The sequence below is a fragment of the Coleofasciculus sp. E1-EBD-02 genome (assembly GCF_040218245.1).
Lineage (GTDB): Bacteria > Cyanobacteriota > Cyanobacteriia > Cyanobacteriales > Coleofasciculaceae > Coleofasciculus.
The window spans coordinates 1-19,643 of sequence record NZ_JAVJQN010000143.1 but is presented as its reverse complement, the minus strand read 5'-3'; the positions used below and the strand labels follow the sequence as shown (position 1 = coordinate 19,643).

Genomic DNA, 19,643 nt, shown 5'->3' with positions numbered 1-19,643 from the left:
CGATAAAAATATAACGCTTAACTAAGATATTGTTATGGGGTGAACCTTGATCTGGTTTGGCTTATTTTGGGAGTCGGCGGCTACTAAATCTTGGTATATACTTTTGGCTAAAGCATAGCTTAAATTGACTGGAACAGCATTACCAATCATTTTGTACCCAGCCGCTAATCGTTCATAGTAAAAAATAAAGTCATCGTCAAAGGTTTGAATTCTCGCACATTCTCGAACTGATAAACGTTGGTAAGGATTGGGTGATTTAGGGTCAAACATCCATTTATCCTTTCCGATATGAATCATTTTATTCGCCTGGGGATGGATTGGTGCATGACGACCACCCGCCTGAATGGTAAATGATGGTTCATTCCAGGAACGAACCCGGTTACGAGACATATAAATACTGGAAAATCCGCCAACCATATATTCATGATTAGCAACGAGACAGTCTTCCCCGCGTGTCTTATTATTGCTCAATGCCGGGATTGCTGATTCCCGCAAATTCCAGATTGCATCTCGTAAGGTAAGAATACGATATCCAGGCACTAAAGCGTTAAAGTCAAAGCATTTATTCAAGTCAATATGATAACCAATAAAAATGACTCGCTTTCTATCTTGAGGCACATTATAGTACCGAGCATTCAAAAGTTTATAGGAAATGACGTAGCCAGCTTCCTCAAAGGCTGCAATAATGTTGTGTAATGCATTTTCGTGCTTTGTGTGTAGCATTCCAGAAACATTTTCCGCCAAAAAAAAGCGAGGTTGCTTGTCTTTCAAAATCCGGATATACTCTAAAAATAATCTGCCGCGATCGTCATTGATTCCCTTTTGAGTACCTGCCTCACTCCAACTTTGGCAGGGAGGACCGCCAATAATCCCGAAGCAGTCTGGAATGTCCGCAGAATGAACCTGTCGAATATCACGCCGATCAAGAAATGTATCTGGATGATTACTTTGATAGGTTTGCCACATATCTTTGTCATATTCATTTGCCCATACCACATTAAAGCCTGCTTTACGAAACCCTAGATCGAGTCCACCGCAGCCTGAAAATAGAGATACTATCGCTTTTTTCTTTAAATTTTGCTGTTCCATCTTGACGCTTTACATCCTGTATAAGAGTTGAAAAGTATTGGTTTTAGTATTAATATTTAATTAGCTAATTATCCAGTTGTCAAGTTAGCTGTTTAGCTAGGGTAAAATTAGCCTAACGGGACTTACTTAATCATTGGGTTAATGGCACAAACGCAAAGAAAGCCAGTATACGTACAGCCAAAACACCATGAAATTCTAAGACGCATTGCTTTTGAGCAACGTTGCAACATTTCCGATGTGTTAGATGCAGTATTGGAACAAGCCGACTGGGAAACAATAACGCAAGAGGCGAGAAATAAGCCTGTACAGCGATCAATGAAACGGGGAGGAACCAATCAATGACAATAGTTCATGACTGACTATTGACTACCGTCATGAACCTGCCAATCGTCTATCACCCCGACTACGTTACCCCCCTTCCACCCGGACATCGTTTTCCCATGTCCAAATTCGGCAAACTCTGTGAACTCCTCCTCGCCGATACGATTGTCACTCCTGAACAAATCCACACTCCCAACCCCCCACCCAGAGAATGGATTCAACTCATCCACACCCCTGACTACATCCAAGCCTACTGTAACGGTACACTTGACCCGAAAGCCCAGCGCCGGATTGGATTACCCTGGAGTCCCGGCTTGGTTAAGCGAACCTGTACGGCGGTTGGCGGGACAATTCTGACGGCTCAACTTGCCCTGAGTCATGGTATTGCTTGTAATACGGCAGGAGGAACTCATCATGCCTTTCCCAGCTACGGATCAGGCTTTTGTATCTTTAATGATTTGGCGATCGCAACTCGTGTCCTCCAGACTCTGGGATTAGTCCAAAAAATCCTAATTCTTGATTTGGATGTTCATCAAGGAGATGGTACGGCGTTTATTTTCCAAAATGACCCCACTGTCTTTACCTTCTCCATGCACTGTCAGGTCAATTTCCCCGCCACTAAACAAAAAAGTGATCTTGACATTCCTCTCCCGGTAGGTATGGATGACGATGCTTACCTACAAACTCTAGCCCACTATCTCCCCGATATCTTGTCTGACTTCCAGCCTGACTTAGTTCTCTATGATGCTGGAGTAGATACCCACGCCTGCGATCGCTTTGGTAAGCTAGCCTTAACCGATACGGGAATTTACCGCCGTGAAATGCAGGTACTCAGCACCTGTATCGCCGCAGGCTACCCTGTCGCTAGTGTGATTGGGGGTGGCTATGGAGATGACATGAATGCTTTAATCTACCGTCACTCTCTCCTCCATCGTGCCGCTAATGATGTTTATCGTCATCTTGTGTGAAGGGAACGGGGAACAGGGAACAGGGAACAGGGAACGGAAGATTTGACCAATCGATTGAAACCCTACTCTTGCTTATGCTCAAGATTAGGATAATTCAAAATTTATAATCAATCGCTCGGCACTGATACACTTGAAGAGTTAAGAGGTTGCTCTACCCAGCTCTAGGAGATACTGTGCTGCTATCGAAAGGTTTTGAAATTGAAATGTATACTGGCACTCCCCTTGGGGAGATTGTCGGTCTTTCTGATCGGATTGTGGCATCCTTGGATGGCTTCATGCGGGAACCTGACACCCGCAATGTCGAATATACCACCGCTCCTTTATGCTGCTACGATCGCCTCTTATGCGCTTTGGTACGCCCACGCCAGCACCTCCGCACTTATCTGAAAACCCTGGGAAACTACACCCTGATTCCCGGCAGTACCCTATCTTTAGGGGGGAGCGATCGCTTCTACCGCTCTGATCCGCAAAACCCTTATCATGACTACATTGAGCAAACCTATGGCAGTAATGTGGTCACGGCTAGTGTTCATATCAATGTGGGCATTTCTGACCCAGAACTGTTGATGCAAGCCTGCCGTCTGGTACGAGTAGAAGCGCCCTTATACCTGGCGTTAAGCGCATCATCTCCCTTTCTCGACGGACAAGCCACAGGATATCACTCCACGCGCTGGGCGATTTTTCCGCAAACGCCGTCTCAGGTTCCCCTATTTGAAAGCCATGCTCATTTTATTGAGTGGACCGAAGCCCAACTCGAAGCCGGAACCATGTGTAACGTGCGCCATCTTTGGTCATCGGTTCGTCCCAATGGTAATCGACGCCCTTATGATTTAAATCGTCTGGAATTGAGAATTTGTGATTTAGTCGTTGATCCGATTGCCCTGCTGGCGGTAACTGCCTTACTGGAAGCCCGTTTAACCCAGCTTTTAAATGATCCGAGTCTTGACCCTCTCTACGGGAGTCACGTATCAACTCGCGCTGCTGACTTAGTAACCCTCACCGAAGCTAACGAAATGGCGGCTGCCCGTTCTAGCTTAGATGCAAAACTCACCCATTGGCAGGATGGCAGAACGATTTCGGCGCGGGAATGGATTGATGAACTCTATCAAGAAGTTTTACCCATTGCCAAAGCGAAAGGCTTCAGTTGCTTCCTCTCGCCCCTGAAAAAGATTCTCCGCCAAGGGAATACAGCCGGACAGTGGTTACAACTGCAATCTGTGGGCTTTGACACGCAGCAAATTCTCAACCGAGCGATTCAAGACATGGCGGAACAAGAAAACGAACTTGAAGATAAGTTGTGTCAGGCTTTGGTGGCTTAATAACCAGGAGGGATGATTTGTCAAGACTGTTCGGGCGAAAAATTAAAATATCTAATCAGCTTCTCCCCAAAAGCTGATATTAAAAAAACATATACTATCACAATTTCCAATGGGTCTAATCCAATTCATTCAGTCTCCCTGAGTGTGTAGGGTAGGATTGAAAAGAGGTTTGAGGTTTTATGCTTAGGGTTGTCTTAGTTTGCCCCCAAATTCCGCCCAATACAGGCAATGTCGCCCGTACCTGTGCCGCTACAGACACGGAGTTACATCTAGTTGGACCCTTGGGATTTGAAATTAGCGATCGCTACCTCAAGCGAGCCGGACTTGATTATTGGCCCTATGTCAAGTTTCACTACCATGAAACCTTGGAGGCATTTAATCAGGTTTCCCAAAAGCTGGGAGGGCGATGGATTGGTTTCAGCACTTCTGGGCAATACAGTTATGTTCAATTCCAATTTCAACCCAATGACTGGCTGTTATTTGGCAGCGAAACTCAAGGGCTGTCCCCATCCGTTTTAACCCGTTGTGGCGCAACTGTGGTTATTCCAATGACACAACCCGGTGTTCGCAGTTTAAATCTTTCCGTCAGCGCGGCTTTGGGTTTGTTTGAAGCACGGCGTCAATTGGGATACCTGACTTAGGAAGACCATTCCCGGATAGCGTTCAAGTATTTAATAAGAAGAAGCTTCCACCTTCAGCAGCCGCTAATTCCTGAGACTTGGCTTGACCTGAAGCATTTAAGCGTACAACAAGATACTACATTTATGTAGGCTGCCGTATATATAACTTTATTTAATCGGATCAATGTTTAATTAAAATTAATTAAAATTTAACAAGTTCCCCCTTTGTGCAGATGGCATGTTCTCAATTTATCTCCGCCAAAAAATTAATCAGGCGGAATTCAGCTATCTAGAATACGGAAAAGCCATTCCTTTGATAAGAAATTTCTATACAAAAGAGTCCTGCCCAATCGAGGCGGATTGATAGATTTTAATCATCCCAATTCGGTTGCTTCAGGAGCCTCAAACCCTATCTCCGCAAGAGGAAGCGCAATTTTAGCAGAGGGGAAGTCACCGACAACAGCGTTCCTAACCCGGGGAAGCTTGGGTAGACTGTACGGTTGTTCTTTACCAAAAATTCACGTAAAGTGCCGTCTGTAATCGTTAACTGCTAAACTATCGGTTGCTAGACTATGAGCTTGAGCTCTATACAGTTGCTAAATCCTGCGATCACCGGATAGTCTGGAAGGCTGAGAAAGCAACAAACCGACTTTAGAGTTCGGTTTGAAACTCTAGCCCTCTTCCGGAGAAAAGCCCGTCAAGTCTGTATGTTCTATGCACAACCCTTGACAAAAACCGCCCGACTATCAACTGTGTCTCGTTGATCAAGTATGAAAATATATTCGTCCAGAGACAGCGAGTTATGGCTTAATAAAGGGTGAATCGAGCGGTGATCGTCAACAACTAGAAATTTATCCAGTCAGATTAGCTTGTCTAAATCAAAAAAGCAGGGTACTCTTGCCTAAGTATGTTCACTGTCCGTGATCTAAATCACATTTTAGGGTGAGATCCCTCATTGACTGGGAAAACCATTTAGGAACTGTTCAGTGCTCGTCACACACTAGGAGGTCGTTTTTGAAACGGACATTTACGCAGAAGGTTAAACAGGTTCCTTCGTGTGCAGCCAACTCCGCCCACTCCTTTGAGGCTTTGTTGAAGCTTTCTGGGGAGAAGCCGCCAGTCGGCGCAACCATTCCGACCGAAGGCAACCGCAGAGCTAGGACTTCTGCTGCCATGATTGGATTGGCAATTTCCATGGGAGCTTCCAGCTTGTTGTTACCCCAACAAGGTGATGAAGCATTAGCCTTGGAACCCATTGCCTCTGAGCCAACGCTGACAACTTTGCCTGTTGGCGTGTCAACGCCTGCGTCTGTGCCAACAGAAAGCGAACCAGACGTTGTTGCCCAGCTCTCGAAACTGCCGCTGGCTACACCAGCTCCAACTCCAGCCCAATCGACACCTGTCGTACAACACAATGTACAGGAAGGGCAAACGCTATGGGAGGTTTCGCAAACCTATAAAGTAGCTCCAGAAGCGATCGCGGCGTCGAATTCTGTCCAACCCAACGCCAATCTTGCAGTTGGACAGCCGCTAAAAATCCCGACCGTGAACGGTATTGTTCACGAGGCTAAACCGGGAGAAACGGTCGAATCCGTATCCAAATCTTACGGAGTCGAGCCAAATCAGTTACGGAACTCTACCGGGGTATCCGCATCCGGTCAGCTCAAAACAGGTGAATCCGTCACCGTTCCGGGTCAGGTCGATGACCTGCTCAAGGCGAGACAAGATGTTGCTGTTGATAATTTAAAGCACAAACGGAACCGCTTAAATAACAGTCTGGCGGAGTTGAGGTCTGAGGAGTCCATCAACCGAACAGCAACAGCAGCGACGCCATCCGCGTCAGCAACCCGTCTCCCAGGGGCAGAACGTACTGCCCCAGCGTCAGCGGCGACGAATTCTAACAGTCCTATTGGTATCCCAGTTCCCACTCCGGAAATTGCGGCATCACCGACAGTAGACTCAACGGCGGTCAATCAATCTCAATCTCCCGTCGTTATTCCGGTTCCGACACCAGAAATTGCCGCCTCACCGACGGTGGAGTCCTTAGGGGTTAATGGATACCAGTCACCTGTAGTGATTCCGGTTCCCACTCCAGACGCCGAAGCCGCCTCAGGGTCAGAATCCAAAGCGGCTCGCTCATCGGAATCGTCTGTGGTGATTCCGGTTCCCACTCCAGACACAGCCGCGTCTCTGGCGATTGAGGAAAACACACCGAAGCCATCACCCTCATCCGTGGTGATTCCGGTTCCTACGCCAAGTCCAGAGCATTTGACCTCACAAGAGGTATCGGAAGACCAAACACCGATCACCTTCCCCAATTCAAAGCTGGAACCCGTCACAACGCCAGAAATCACTGCTCAACCCCCAACACCGCAGCCCGTGGTGATGGAAACGGTGGTAGCCAATAGAGCGGCGACGAGTACTTACGCGGTTAAACCTGGAGATACGGTAGACGCGATCGCACGTCGCTATGGTTTATCCCGTTCTGAATTAATTCAAGCGAACGGCTTAAATAATCCCAACCTGATTCGGGTCAATCAACAACTCACCATTCCCACGCCGCCATCGGCTGAGTCATCCGAGCAAAGAGTAACGTTTTTACCAGGGATTCAGGAGCAATCCAACAATTCGGTGACTCGCTCAGTCCAACCAGAGGTTGAAGCACCCAGAGTCGTTGTTCCCACCACAGCAACATCCGCCTCACCGATTACCCCAACAGTACCAACATCTCAACCGCCAACCGCTTCATCAACTGTTCTTGCCCAATCTTCCGTGGGTGAAAACGCTCCAACCAATACTCCTATCGCGTTAGAGGCGAAACGGAATCAGCCCGCTAATGCCGGGGACAACCCCTACGTTGAACGTTTGAGGGCGGATATTCTGAGAATGCGGGCAGAATATCGCCGTCAGCAAACCACGGGTCAGACCCGTTCACCGAGCGAAGTGGTGGTTCCATCTGCGCCAGTTGCGCCGAGTGTAGCTGAGCAATCAACACCCGTTAGGGTCAATCCGGAATTCAATCCACAGCGGTATGAACAGGAAACTCAAGCCACTTCAGTTCCCATCGCAGTACCGCCACCTGCGGCAACCCCATCTGAACCGAAGGAGCAGGTTGTAGCCGCCGCCCCAGCCCCACCAGCAAGTTATAACCCGATGCTGCAAACCCCGGTTGGGACAACGGTTGCACCTCAATTGCCTCCTCTGTCCGCTCCGGATATGTACTTGCCGGACAGCCCTGCCCCATTTAATGGCTATATTTGGCCCAGCAAGGGGGTTTTAACCTCTGGCTACGGGATGCGTTGGGGACGTATGCACAAGGGGATTGATATTGCGGCTCCTATTGGTACACCGATTGTGGCAGCTGCCCCTGGTGTTGTCGTCACCGCTGGTTGGAATTCCGGTGGCTACGGCAAATTGGTGGAAATCAAACATCCGGATGGTAGCTTGACCCTCTATGCCCACAACCATCGAATTTTGGTGCGCCGGGGTCAAGAGGTTGACCAAGGGCAACAAATTTCGGAAATGGGTAGTACGGGTTACAGTACCGGACCCCACTTGCACTTTGAGGTTCATCCAGGAGGACGCGGAGCCGTTAATCCAATGGCTTTTCTACCCAAGAATCGGTAGTGGGTTCTCCTAGCGACAGAAGTGTGTAGAGGCGTTGTAGACAACGCCTCTTGTGACGGAACACAGCCTAAATGGTTAGGACTTACGCTTTCTTGACGGCACAGGCGCTACCTGTAGGGGCATGGCAATGCCATGCCCCTACCATAAATGGCGTTTGTGGATAAGTCCTGATGGTGTAAGTAGGTGTCTTAAGCCATTACCAGATTAATAACCTTATTGGGGATAGATGTAGGAAAAGATGCTTGTGTTCACGTAAGCTTTATGCTAAATTAAGGAGGCTGTGAAAAAAAACGGCTCAGTAGCTCAGTGGTTAGAGCAGGGGACTCATAAGCCCAAGGTCGTTGGTTCAAATCCGACCTGAGCCATTTGTTAGAAACATTATAGAGTAAGCTTTTCGGGGAAATAGCCTTAGTTACGGTAGGGCTGTTCCCCTGAATTTTTATTGATTTGACTATTCCGATGGCTCAGATGCTATTGCAGTCAGCAGTAGAAAAGTATAGAGAGGAGTTGAAGGAACTTGAACAAGAAGAATAAAGCAATTATCTCCTAACTTGCTGATAATTTAACAAAATAACTCCTATAGCTTTATTGGTTATCGGATTTTTTAAACCTCTCAACCTGCACTGATGGAGCTTGATTTGCAGCAAACGGATGAATTTGATTCAAGTTTTGCATAGAAACAGGACACTTTGCATCAATTAATACAAAAAAAGCAGATAGCGTCGATAAGGTTAACCTGAGATTAAACCAGACAGGACAAAACCTCTGGAACAAAAAATTCCAGGGACAGTTATTTTGTTGGCTAATCTCACAAAAAACTCTATTTGGTGTGAGAGACGAACGTGAATCAAGCTAAAGTTTATAGGATTGCCTTACTTAATGTTCCGACAATTTTAGGGATAATAATTGGGCTGTCCACCGCCGCGATCGCAAGTGAACCGACCCGAAGTGATTATACCCAACAGCCGAGTTCAATTGCCCAAACACCCCTGAATCTGGAAATTCCGGTTCCAGATGCAGCGCTGGAGACAGAGGAGACATTAAACCCATCCGCGACACCGGAAACCCCTGTACCCTCCCTAGAATTGGACGCTAGGGAAAATCAGGAAAATCAGGGAATGGAACAAATAACCAACGTTTCCCAACTGCGAGATGTATCTCCCGGAGACTGGGCGTATGAAGCCTTGCGATCGCTAGTTGAACGGTATGGCTGTATTGCTGGATATCCTGATGGCACATTTAGGGGTAATCGGGCGATGACGCGCTATGAATTTGCGGCTGGATTAAATGCCTGTTTACAGCAAATTGAGCGTTTAATTGGCAACGTTCCCGATAACATTGAAGGATTGCCCACTCTACGACGTTTAATTGAAGAATTTGAAGCAGAACTTGCCACCTTAGGAGCGCGGGTTGATAATTTAGAAGGTCGAGTGGCATTTTTAGAAGACAATCAATTTTCCACAACCACAAAACTATCAGGGGAAGTTATCTTTGGTTTGGCGGATGCGTTTGGGGATGAAGTTGGTGATGATGTAAATACCGTTTTTCACGATCGCGTGCGCCTCAACTTCCTGACTAGCTTCACCGGGAAGGATATGCTGCAAACTCGTCTCCAGGCGGGTAATGCTGCCCTACTCCTGGCAAGAAATGGTGTAACCTTTGACGATGGATCACAGTTTACTCAAGAAGGGCGCTTTACCTACGATGGTGATAACGGCAATGATGTGATTATCGACATTCTGCGCTACCGCTTTCCCCTGGGAGACAAAGCCACAGTACAAATTGTGGCAAATAATGGCTTACACCACTACTACGTGGATACCGTTAACCCTTTCTTAGAAGGCTTAGCCGGGGGTTCTAATGCCATTTCCCGCTTTGCTGAACGCAATCCCATCTATCGAATTGGACCCTTTGGCGCAGGGGCTGCGATCGCGCTGAAACCCAGTGATAATCTGAGAGTAGATTTGGGCTACATTTCCAATACCGCCAGTAATCCTGGAGAGGATAATGGGTTGTTCAACGGGAATTATTCCGGAATTGCCCAAATTGTTTATGGCAGTCGGTTTAAAATTGGATTAACCTACGTCCATGCTTATGATGATGGTGGAGATGACGCCAGACGTTTTCTGTTAGGTGGAACAGGTACAGCCTTTGCTAATCTCAATCCGGCTCAATTAGCAAATGCAACCAATTTATCAGCCGATACCCTCAGCACTCCAGTTGTCAGCAACTCTTACGGAATAGAAGCCTCCCTCAAATTTAGTCCTAGCTTTTTGGTTAATGGCTGGGTTGGTAAAACTGATGCCCGTTTAATTGGGTTAGGTGATGCTGATATCTGGAATTTTGCGTTAGGTTTAGTTTTTCCTGATTTAGGAAAAGAGGGGAATTTAGCTGCCATTGTTGCGGGTGCAGAACCGACACTAAGAGGATTAGACGTTCCCGGAGGAACCAACAACTTTAATCGAGATTTTGCTTATCATATCGAAGGGTTCTACAAATATCAAGTGAGCGATAATCTCTCGATCACACCGGGTATCATTTGGTTAACCTCTCCCAACCAAAATTCAGATAACAGCGATGCCGTGATTGGTACAGTGAGAACCACATTCACTTTTTAACTGTTGCTGACAGATCCCCGACTTCTTGAAGAAGTCGGGGATCTAATACCAAATCCGCTTAAGTAACTCCCTTTATCACTTGTGGGCTTTTTCCCTGGGTATCAAACTCTTAGACAAATGACAAATGACAAATGACCAATCACTTCTTCGCTGTACTCGCCGACGGTAGCGAATGACCCGCATTCGGATCAAAGGAAGGAAATGGTGCAGTTCCACCTAAATACGTAGGTAAAATTCCATCCCATTTCTTAATCATTTCCTCTTGCAATTCTAACTCTCGCAAACGAATCGTTAAAGGAGAAACGGTTGAAGCTTTAATCCGAGAGGCTTCAGCTTCTCCCCTCGCTTCAGCAATTTTCCGCTTGGATTCAGCTTCGGCGACTTCAAGCTGTGCTTTAGCAGCTACGGCTTGCTGTTCAGCTTGGAAACGAGCGGTTATTTGGGCTTCAATGGACTCATCAAATCGAGGCTTACTGACAAACCCGACGGAATCAAACGTAACGCCAACAGCACCAAATTTATCGTTCAAGCAAGTTTGGACATCTTTGAGTAATTGTGCCTGCTTGTTTCCCACAATTTCTTCAGGTTTCAAACCAGTAGCTGACTGGTTAAAGCAATTACGGGTTTCGCTGCGAACTAAAGTGGCTTTAAACTGTTCCGGATCTTTCAGATACTTCCCGTAAAAGTCTTTAATTTTCTGGGTGTTGAAAAAATACGACAGGGAGATATCCGCATTAACCGTTGTACCACCGACACCAAAGCTGATGCTTTCATCAACTGGAGAGCCTTCTTCGGTTGAAGCCGTTAAGATATAATACTGAACGTGGTCTGGAAAAACGACGATTTCCTCAGTGTAGCCATTATACCAAACCTTTCCTGTACTAATCGTTGCATTTTGGACGCCACGATTTTCACCATAAAGCTCGACTTTTAGTCCGACATAGCCAGCAGGTATCCGCTTAACACTGCTTCCAGGCACCGCACCACAACCCGATGCAATAATTGCTAAAGCAGCCGTTATTCCAGTAAGTTTAAAGAAACGACGAGGTAGATTTTTCATGGTCTTTAAGGGGTGAATAAACCTGTCTGAAGTGCCAATCCTATTCAGCACAATTTTGGAGAGGTTACAAGACAAAATTTTGGTTAAATTATTCCATTCTAGGTGTCTCTACATATCGTGCAACTGATGAAGAGATAAAATTAATGATTTCTTCAGTTGACATCCAAAAGTTCAACCAAGGAAACATCACAATCTGGGAAAGCTTCTTTTATCTGCTTGTGTCGAACTTGAGCATTATGAAGTCTGGCGGCGACATGACTGACAGAAACTCCCGGTACAACGAGTAATCCCACGACGTAATAACTGACGCCTAACCAAACTTTTTGGTCACTGGGAGAACTAACTAGATTGGCGGCATTACCTAAAATCCAAAAACAGAAAATGAGTTCGAGTGTGCCTATTGCTATCCACTTTGTTAGGGTTTTCATGAGTTTTGATGGAGATAATCAATTCTGGTATTAGCCTAAATTAACAGCGGTTATGCTGTCCTCTTGAACAACCAGAAACAATGTTTAATTTAATTCTTATCTCAATTATCTATACTCATTCATACACAACGAACAGATGTGTATGAACACTCACAAGTCGGTGTTGCGTTCACAGGCGTGTATCGGTATAAGTGTAGTCAGACACAATTAAAGTTGAGTGTGAGGACAAGGGAACAGGGAACAGGGAACAGGGAACAGGGAATAGTAAGGATTTGACGCTGGTTAAGTAGTCGTTTCAGCTATTTAAGCGAAAAAAGTAGGGACAATTCATGAATTGCCCCTACAGATGGTGGTTTGACGGTAAAGCAAGTGTCAGTTCTGTCTGAGTCTCATTTCTCTGAGTAAATCGCGGCGAACCTTCACCTTCGCGCCTTTATAACAGAAGTCGTCAATCTACAGGCTGATTAATTCGTCTTGCCCGCACAAGGATTCTCTTTAGCAGCACAAGGATTCGCTTTACCCGCACAGGGGTTTTCTTTCGCCGCACAAGGATTAGCCTTACCCGCACAAGGGTTTTCTTTACCCGCACAGGGATTCGCTTGAGTTTCAGTCCCGCCTTCGGGACCTGGCTTTGCCGCGCAGGGATTACCACAGCCCGTTGCTAGCCCCAGACCTAGAATAGAGGCAATGGTGAGTGTCGCAATGTAGTTAACTTTCATTCTTTTCTGGTTTCTATGATACAAGGATTGGTACGTCATCGCCCAGAAATCTGCCGGGGCTTAGGCAATACTTAACCCTAAGAAGCTTAAATTACCCTTAAAAACAGCTTGGAATTTGCTGAGACTGTGGTCAAAGATTGCTGGTTGGATTAGGGAGGTTCAGGATAAACCGAGATTTTCTCAGGAAAAACTCAGATTTTCCCTAAATTAATTTGTCAAAATTGACGGTATGGCGAAACCTGATAAAAAATTGCCCCTGCTTATACTCTAGCTATAAAATAAATGATGGAAAGTAGTGATTGGTTAGTAACAGAGAATGGAGACTGTCTAGCCTGTAATCTCCAAGAGAGTGAAATATCTACAGGCTATTATCGACTTTATCGATTTCTCACCGATGTAGAAGATATTCTCGAATCCACCAAAGATGATCGCCAACGCCTAGAACAAATTCGCCCGTTAGTCCGCCGTTTACTGACGAGTTCCTACTGGTTACAGGGGGAATATCGCGAACCGAATCCCGATACAGGGTGGTCTGTCTTGATGCTGTATGATGAACCAGAGTTCTCCTTAACCGTGCAGACGGTGGTTTGGTTACCCGGACGAGTCTCTCCGATTCATAATCATGCCGCTTGGGGAGTGGTAGCGTTAATTAGTGGTGAAGAAAAAAATACATTTTGGCGACGGACTACGGATTCAGAATTTCCCGATCGCATCGAAAAGGTAGGTGAACAGGTTCTGGTTCCTGGCGATATTATCAGCTTTATGCCTGATGCGATTCACCATGTAGAAGTGATGGGAGAGGAACCGACGATTACATTTAATCTTTATGGAAAAACAGATTATCAGCAACGATTTGAGTTTGATCCGATTACTCACACAGCTAAAAACTTCTAATCTGGCGTGGCACAGCTAAAATAGTGGCATAGATTTGACAGTTAAATCAGGTAAATCAGGCGCAAGCAACCTATTGTAGGGACACGGCATTGCCCATTGGTGTCAACTTAAGCTGGTTTGTACCCATCAGGAGACAGAGAGCGATGGTAGAATGAGGCTTTCAGCTCTCGGTTGAAGGGTGTGAAGACTGGAGGCGATCACGTTGGCTCTTTGGGTTGATTGTTTACCTCTCAAATGAAAAGGCAATTATAAAGGTTTGAGGTATTGGGCAAAAACAGTGAATTGAGTTTATGCCAAATGATGTCTTGAGGGTGAAAGAAGTAAGCTGTCAAGAAAACCCAACAGGATTAAGAGCTTTAGCTCTTAGTACGAACCTTAATTAGGGCGGGTTTTGTTGTTCATTTATCGGTGAATATTTGAATTTAATGGCTCAACCCGCCCCTACAGTGGTTAAACCCAGCCCTAGAATTTAGGCGTTGACTTTATCCAACAGATTAGACGCGATGAATTCCCATTCTTGGCTCAATTCACCGTTAAATTGTGACTGTCCACTGCGTCTGTACCAGTAACGGGCGTTGCTTAAATCACCTTCTTCGCGATGAAGATAAGCATGAACCCATGCACTATCACTATCGCTGGCATTCTGCACGATATCATGCGCTCGGTGCCAATCCCCTCTTTTGTCATACCACAACGCTTGCAGCGCTTTGGGTAATTCAGAAGGACATTTTTCATGTTTCGCCGTTAATTGAGTAAATTCATCCAATATCATAGTTCTCATAAAATTCCACATTTATACTCATCAGCTTGATCTATTATAAAATTTGTTACCCCATAAGACAAATTACATCGATTCTCCCAAACGATCGCGGATTTACCGATAGCGACTTAATGACTATTGCCACAACTATAAATTCGCTTACAATTGGCTATTGTTATACGGAGAAGTCTAAGTAATTGGGGTGAGTGCGTTGTGGGGACAACTTGAATCTTATTTTGGTCAACTTGATGCTCAATGAATTGAATCAGTAAATTATTGAAGTAGCTGGCACAAATGCTTCTGCATGAATCGGAATATCTGTCGCTAGTTATGCTAGCTGTGATACAACAGGTTGAGAAGAAATAAAAGGAATAGGGCGGTTTATGGTAAAGACCGCGCAATTATGAACTGGCGCTAAAGCGCAACTACAAGCGAAACTATGAACGAACACAAAAAAGACCCACTGGAGGTCGTGGGTCGTCTAGTCTAGTGCAACGCCTTTATACTACCGACTGTAAAATGGGAGAGTATTGGTCTAGCTCACAGTGTTCTAGTGATTTTAAAGTGACCTGGTGCGATCGCGATATCACAGAACTTGTTTCCTCACTCCCTTGACTGCTGTACTGGTGTTGCGTTGACTGGCATGGGGATGCACCGACTAAGGAGAGCGATCGCCATAAACCTGTTCAAAGTGAGCATCAATCGGTTCACAAAAGTTAGTCACGCCTTGGCTCAGAGCAGACATCAGGACTGGTGTTGCTAGAATCGCCGGAAGTAGGGGTGTCCCTGCTAAGTATTCAATCACCTGAGAATAAGAGCCATTGAGCAATTCTTGGCGAAATTCCGGCTTACAAATAACCGCACGGCATTTTTTGGCTAAATCGTCTAACCATCGAGCATTATCGCTTTGGGGTTGTTGTCCGGCTCGAATCGCGAGTGCGATCGCGGCGTCTTCTAAATCTCCCTCGCAATCCTCAATCGCATCCAGCGCTTGCATGGCTTCGGGGTTATGGGAAAGCTGAGAGCGGAATCGGGCAATTTCTTGAGAGGTCACAATAGTCATAGTTTATTTTGGGCAACTTACCCAGCCTGGAACAGGGTTTTGCAACTATAACTATTTTCGTCTATTGCACCGTTGAACTACCATCTGTAGGGAACCCTTGATCAAGAGTTCCCTACACTCTCCTACACTCTCAACACTCAAAAAGACTACGCTATTACACGCCCAGCAACAGATCACCAATATCTGAACCATTAAGCTGGCGGGCGATTGCCAGTCGAGCTTCGAGTTTGGCAACACTGAACTGATTCCGCAAGTATTCCAAGTTCGCCACAGCGTTCGCCTTTTGATTGGTTAGCCGCATTACGGTGTTGAGGGCGTGCTGATATTCCAAATTCACCTCTAGTAGCTCAAATCGACGCGCCTTGCGTTGTGAGTCATTTTTTAACTCAGAATCAAAGGCAATTTGCTTATCGATACTGGCTTCTAGGCGATGAATATTAAGTTGCACCGCTTGAATTTGCGAGTCCAAATCATTAACGGTTTGAGCGGCTTGTGCGATCGCGGCGGGGTACTGACTCATGTTCATCGTCAATCTTCCTGTATGAAAGTATCAATCTGGACAATCCTTTATCCGGTTATCCGCTAGACAGTTAACCGACTACGCCACCCATTCGGAAGCTTGGGACTTGACTGTCTTGGTGGCTCCATCCAGGGAATTCCTCTGAGGCTGAGGATTTGGGGCTTTCTCTAAAAGGTTGACTTCAATATTCACCTCCACTAAGTACGATCCCGCTTCATCTCCCACGGCTTGGGCGATTAAACTGGCAAAATCCGGGCGTTCTGCGGTGATCGGGTGACGCAGGATGCGCTGTTCCCACTCGTACTCGGCGTTGGGGTTGATGCTGAGGATGTAATGCTTAATCATGGCGACAATCTTGAATGGTTTAGGGATCAGGCGTTCACGGCGTAAAATCTTTGATAGTTCTATTATAGTACATTTGTACTGTAATGGCGAGGGGTTTTGGGGATTGGAGGTGTAGGGCCGGGTTTCACTGATATAGCAACCGCCAAAGCGGTTAGGACACATCATTTAGTAGAGACGTTCCGCCGGAACGTCTCTACTAAAGGGTAATTTTTGTCGTTTTTGTTACGATTTTTTTGAGATTCTCGTATCGATTTCAAGTACTGAACTGGCGCTCTAGACCAGGCACAAAACTTACGGGATCGCGATTGAGATCTGCCGTTTTGCCTTAGTCCCACGAATGAAACAAACCTTTCTAAGCACTAACTCACCAGAGCAATCCAAAACCAAGAGACATAACCCTCCTGCCCTGTATCCCATTTCACGTAAGGGTCGCCCCTTATAACACCAAAATCAACTATTATGCCAGTTGTGCCTTCTTCAACGGGTCTTTCAAGAAACACGTCACGATAGCCAAACTGTCTAAAGATTTTTATCTTAGCTATCACTTTTTTATTTAAGTGAGTTTTGTCCATAACAGTCACCGAAAACCAACCTTCTTTCAAAACTTTTCGACATGACTACGAACCCAGCCCCCCGCAGGGGCAAGCTTGTCGCCGTTCGCGTAGCGGGTATGGGCATTAGCGCATACAGGCGAAATAGATTGCGTTTACGTTTAGCCATATTGGGGGGTGTGTTTTTCCATTGTATAGCAGTAGACACATCGATTAGAACTGTCCGCACCATGGTAGAGACGTTGCATGCAACGTCTCTACGACGCGGATGTGTCCTAACAGCGATGGCGGTTGCTATATAAAAAAAATAAAAGACGTAGCATGGCTACGTCTGTATAAGAATGAATGATGTATTTTGACCGTTAATTGTGTTGCTGAATCGATACTCTATTCCATTTCAGCATACTCTGGCTGAACGTCGTGGTGACTATGACCATTTGAGTGACCATTCGACAACGATTGCATCGGTAACGTGTTATTAAACCAGAGCGCTTGCTGCGGCACTGAAAGCAGGATTCCCGCTTCATCAAATGCCGCTTTTAGACGACGGCGAAACTCTCGCGCTACTTCCCATTGTTTCAACGGCTGGGTTTTAATCCACACGCGAATAATAAAACCCCGATCGCCAAAATTATCTACCCCTAAAATGTCGGGTTCATCCAGGATACGCTCCCGCCACATTTGGGTCATAAGCATCTCGTGTGCCACCTGTCTGACCAAATCCAATGCTTTATCAACATCGGCTTGATAGGTAACGGGAATATTTAAATCTGCTCGTGACCAATTACTTGAAAGATTTGCCACAATTCTAACTTCACTGTTGGGAACCGTAATTAATCGCCCCTCAGCATCCCGCAACTGAGTAATCCGTAGATTAATCATTTCCACAAACCCGCCAACATCTCCCACGGTAATCACGTCACCAACGGCATACTGATCTTCTAGGAGAATGAAGAAGCCATTGATGGCATCTTTGATCAAATTTTGCGATGCCAAAGACAAGCCTAAACCAATGATCCCAGCACCAGCTAACAGGGGACCAATGTCAATCCCAATTGCCGCTAACGCTACTAAAAGTCCGATCGCACTAAAACTCAAGGTGATAATATTTTTGGTTACCCCAGACACCGTTGACACACGCAACTGCGATCGCTGGGCGCTTTCTGGCGTCAGTAAATGATTTCTGGCAATGGCAGATGAGAAGCGATCGGTTAAGGCATAAGATAGCCGGATGATCACGTAGGTTCCTAAGCCGACAATACCCACGCGCACGGGAATTCGGAAACTGGCAAGGATTAAAACCTGTAGGGGTCGGGTGTAAGGAAATAGACTTAAAATAAGTAGACTTCCCCCCACCCAGATAACCCCTTGCGTCAGTTGCAGCAGGCGATGTAAAACTTCTTTGACATTTCGCTGTTGATTTTGGGTAAGTTGAGTGGATATTGGTTCGGCGTTCGATCCAGAAGGCTCTAACAGTTGTTTGGAACGTTTTAAGCGGCGTTCCCAACGATAAATGAGTAAGCTGGCAACAATCATGGCTACGCCAGTACCAACGGCAACTCCTACTCGATCCGTCAAAACATCAGGTTGCCGTTCCTGTTTTGCCTGGGGTAGTTGTTGTTCGAGCTGTTCGATAATTTCGTCGGCTCTAGTCTCTATCGGCACTCCTGTGAGATCAGCGTCTTGATCGGTAACGCTCATCAAACGAACTTCTTTGAACCGATTGTCTTGCTCATCTAGCAGAGAGACGTAAATTTCAGGTAAATTGCTTTGTTGGTCTAGTTCTTGGCGAAACTCTAATTCAGCGCTCTCGTTTTTGAAGTAAGTCTGGCTGATATCCTGTAACCGTTGTTCAATTTCTTGCATTCGTTGGGGGAACTGCGATGTTGGTGCGGCAATCTCGAATAAACAGCGACCGTCGAGCCGGACACATTCGGAAATAACGGCATCCTCGGATGACTGCTTGAGGGGATTCGGAGTCGGTATGTTCACATTGGGTAAACCGGGTATCTGAGCCTGAACTGGAGAGATCACCCAGCCGGCTAACGCAATTGATCCGGCAATTGTCCAAGCTGAAATTCGCATATTCTTCATCCTGATTGTTTACCTGTTACTTTTCTTAACATCCAAGTATATAGACTAAAAAAAAAATTAACAGGAGCGAATTGGAGGCAAAAGGTAGCAAAATGGGCAATATGACTGTGTTTGAGCCGGATACAAATTCTTGATCAAAAAAAGTTATAGGATTGGAGCCAGTTACAAGCAAATACTAACAATCGATACTTTCAAATTATCCTCCATCTTAGGAGATAGTTTGAGGGAAGTCTCTCAGTGCTAACCTAATCCATCAACTATCTATTTCGTTGAATTGATGCGACGATATATACTCATGCTCAATCGGCTTTTACCGGAAGCCGTGACTGAAGATGTATTTAAACAACTCCATCAAGAGTTGTCAACCGATGCGAAGTGGACGATTAACTATATAAACTACCCAGACCTGCTATCGCAGAGGTCTGGGTTTTCAGTAGCCCTGAAGTCATCGAACAAGCCAAGTTGAACATACTCAACAGTTCGACTTAACTTGCACGACAACCCCTTGCCTCCAGGCTGGTTTATAGACAGCCCCACAAGTGCAATATTATTGGCTCCGTTGAAATCGGCATCCCCATGCCAACCACAATGCCCACATTTAAAAGTCTTGCCACTGCGGTAAGACTTTCCTTTTATCGGATGAATAT

The 19,643-nt window shown here is 45.9% G+C and carries 18 protein-coding genes and 1 tRNA gene; 8 read left to right on the top strand and 11 right to left on the bottom strand.

Translation table 11 applies throughout. The features are described 5' to 3' along the window. Window positions 1-21 precede the first annotated feature (21 nt). Complete coding sequence (locus RIC07_RS22615; RefSeq protein ID WP_446396483.1) at window positions 22-1,089, bottom strand: DNA cytosine methyltransferase; 1,068 nt, start codon at window positions 1,087-1,089, stop codon at window positions 22-24. 141 nt (window positions 1,090-1,230) lie between these two features. Here RIC07_RS22615 and RIC07_RS22610 point away from each other — a divergent pair, with 141 nt between their 5' ends. The 7 genes from RIC07_RS22610 (at window position 1,231) to RIC07_RS22580 (ending at window position 10,562) form a co-directional block, all read left to right on the top strand. Continuing rightward, window positions 1,231-1,431 (top strand): hypothetical protein, encoded by a 201-nt coding sequence (locus RIC07_RS22610; RefSeq protein WP_446347333.1) that lies wholly within the window; start codon window positions 1,231-1,233, stop codon window positions 1,429-1,431. Window positions 1,432-1,463: 32 nt separating this feature from the next. Continuing rightward, entirely contained in the window at window positions 1,464-2,378 is a 915-nt protein-coding gene (locus RIC07_RS22605) for a histone deacetylase family protein (RefSeq protein ID WP_446396482.1), read from the top strand. Between the two features lie 173 nt (window positions 2,379-2,551). Continuing rightward, window positions 2,552-3,697 (top strand): glutamate--cysteine ligase, encoded by a 1,146-nt coding sequence (gene gshA, locus RIC07_RS22600; protein WP_446396481.1) that lies wholly within the window; start codon window positions 2,552-2,554, stop codon window positions 3,695-3,697. Window positions 3,698-3,876: 179 nt separating this feature from the next. Continuing rightward, window positions 3,877-4,338, top strand: a complete 462-nt coding sequence (locus RIC07_RS22595) for a tRNA (cytidine(34)-2'-O)-methyltransferase (RefSeq protein WP_446396480.1) — start codon at window positions 3,877-3,879, stop codon at window positions 4,336-4,338. Between the two features lie 993 nt (window positions 4,339-5,331). Beyond that, entirely contained in the window at window positions 5,332-7,944 is a 2,613-nt protein-coding gene (locus RIC07_RS22590; protein ID WP_446396479.1) for a peptidoglycan DD-metalloendopeptidase family protein, read from the top strand. Between the two features lie 292 nt (window positions 7,945-8,236). After that, a tRNA-Met gene (locus RIC07_RS22585) sits at window positions 8,237-8,309 on the top strand. 477 nt (window positions 8,310-8,786) lie between these two features. Further along, a complete protein-coding gene (locus tag RIC07_RS22580) occupies window positions 8,787-10,562 on the top strand; it encodes an iron uptake porin (protein ID WP_446396478.1) in 1,776 nt (591 codons plus the stop codon). Between the two features lie 139 nt (window positions 10,563-10,701). On the opposite strand, the gene RIC07_RS22575 is transcribed toward RIC07_RS22580, so the two are convergent. The 3 genes from RIC07_RS22575 to RIC07_RS22565 all read right to left on the bottom strand — a co-directional run bounded on the left by RIC07_RS22575 (window position 10,702) and on the right by RIC07_RS22565 (window position 12,769). Beyond that, window positions 10,702-11,622 (bottom strand): SPFH domain-containing protein, encoded by a 921-nt coding sequence (locus RIC07_RS22575; protein ID WP_446396477.1) that lies wholly within the window; start codon window positions 11,620-11,622, stop codon window positions 10,702-10,704. 152 nt (window positions 11,623-11,774) lie between these two features. Then, a complete protein-coding gene (locus RIC07_RS22570; protein ID WP_446396476.1) occupies window positions 11,775-12,050 on the bottom strand; it encodes a hypothetical protein in 276 nt (91 codons plus the stop codon). Between the two features lie 464 nt (window positions 12,051-12,514). After that, window positions 12,515-12,769, bottom strand: a complete 255-nt coding sequence (locus tag RIC07_RS22565) for a hypothetical protein (RefSeq protein ID WP_446347319.1) — start codon at window positions 12,767-12,769, stop codon at window positions 12,515-12,517. Window positions 12,770-13,054: 285 nt separating this feature from the next. Between RIC07_RS22565 and RIC07_RS22560 the strand changes: the two genes are divergently transcribed. Continuing rightward, window positions 13,055-13,663, top strand: coding sequence for a cupin (locus tag RIC07_RS22560; RefSeq protein ID WP_446396515.1), 609 nt, complete (start codon window positions 13,055-13,057; stop codon window positions 13,661-13,663). A gap of 469 nt (window positions 13,664-14,132) precedes the next feature. Here the strand turns inward: RIC07_RS22560 and RIC07_RS22555 are convergent, their stop codons facing one another. From RIC07_RS22555 to RIC07_RS22525, 7 genes are all read right to left on the bottom strand, one after another. After that, window positions 14,133-14,435: a hypothetical protein gene (locus RIC07_RS22555; RefSeq protein ID WP_446378552.1), complete on the bottom strand. Its 303-nt coding sequence runs from the start codon at window positions 14,433-14,435 to the stop codon at window positions 14,133-14,135. Between the two features lie 646 nt (window positions 14,436-15,081). Beyond that, window positions 15,082-15,486, bottom strand: coding sequence for a hypothetical protein (locus RIC07_RS22550; protein WP_006101499.1), 405 nt, complete (start codon window positions 15,484-15,486; stop codon window positions 15,082-15,084). A gap of 154 nt (window positions 15,487-15,640) precedes the next feature. After that, window positions 15,641-16,012, bottom strand: a complete 372-nt coding sequence (locus RIC07_RS22545; protein WP_006101408.1) for a hypothetical protein — start codon at window positions 16,010-16,012, stop codon at window positions 15,641-15,643. Between the two features lie 72 nt (window positions 16,013-16,084). Beyond that, the gene (locus tag RIC07_RS22540) at window positions 16,085-16,351 is read right to left on the bottom strand and encodes a hypothetical protein (RefSeq protein WP_446372960.1); all 267 of its coding nucleotides are present in this window, start codon (window positions 16,349-16,351) and stop codon (window positions 16,085-16,087) included. 359 nt (window positions 16,352-16,710) lie between these two features. Next, complete coding sequence (locus RIC07_RS22535; RefSeq protein WP_446396475.1) at window positions 16,711-16,953, bottom strand: hypothetical protein; 243 nt, start codon at window positions 16,951-16,953, stop codon at window positions 16,711-16,713. A gap of 336 nt (window positions 16,954-17,289) precedes the next feature. Further along, window positions 17,290-18,987, bottom strand: a complete 1,698-nt coding sequence (locus tag RIC07_RS22530) for a mechanosensitive ion channel family protein (RefSeq protein ID WP_446396474.1) — start codon at window positions 18,985-18,987, stop codon at window positions 17,290-17,292. A gap of 405 nt (window positions 18,988-19,392) precedes the next feature. Then, window positions 19,393-19,643 (bottom strand): zinc ribbon domain-containing protein (locus RIC07_RS22525; RefSeq protein WP_446396473.1); only part of this gene is annotated, 251 nt, incomplete at its 5' end.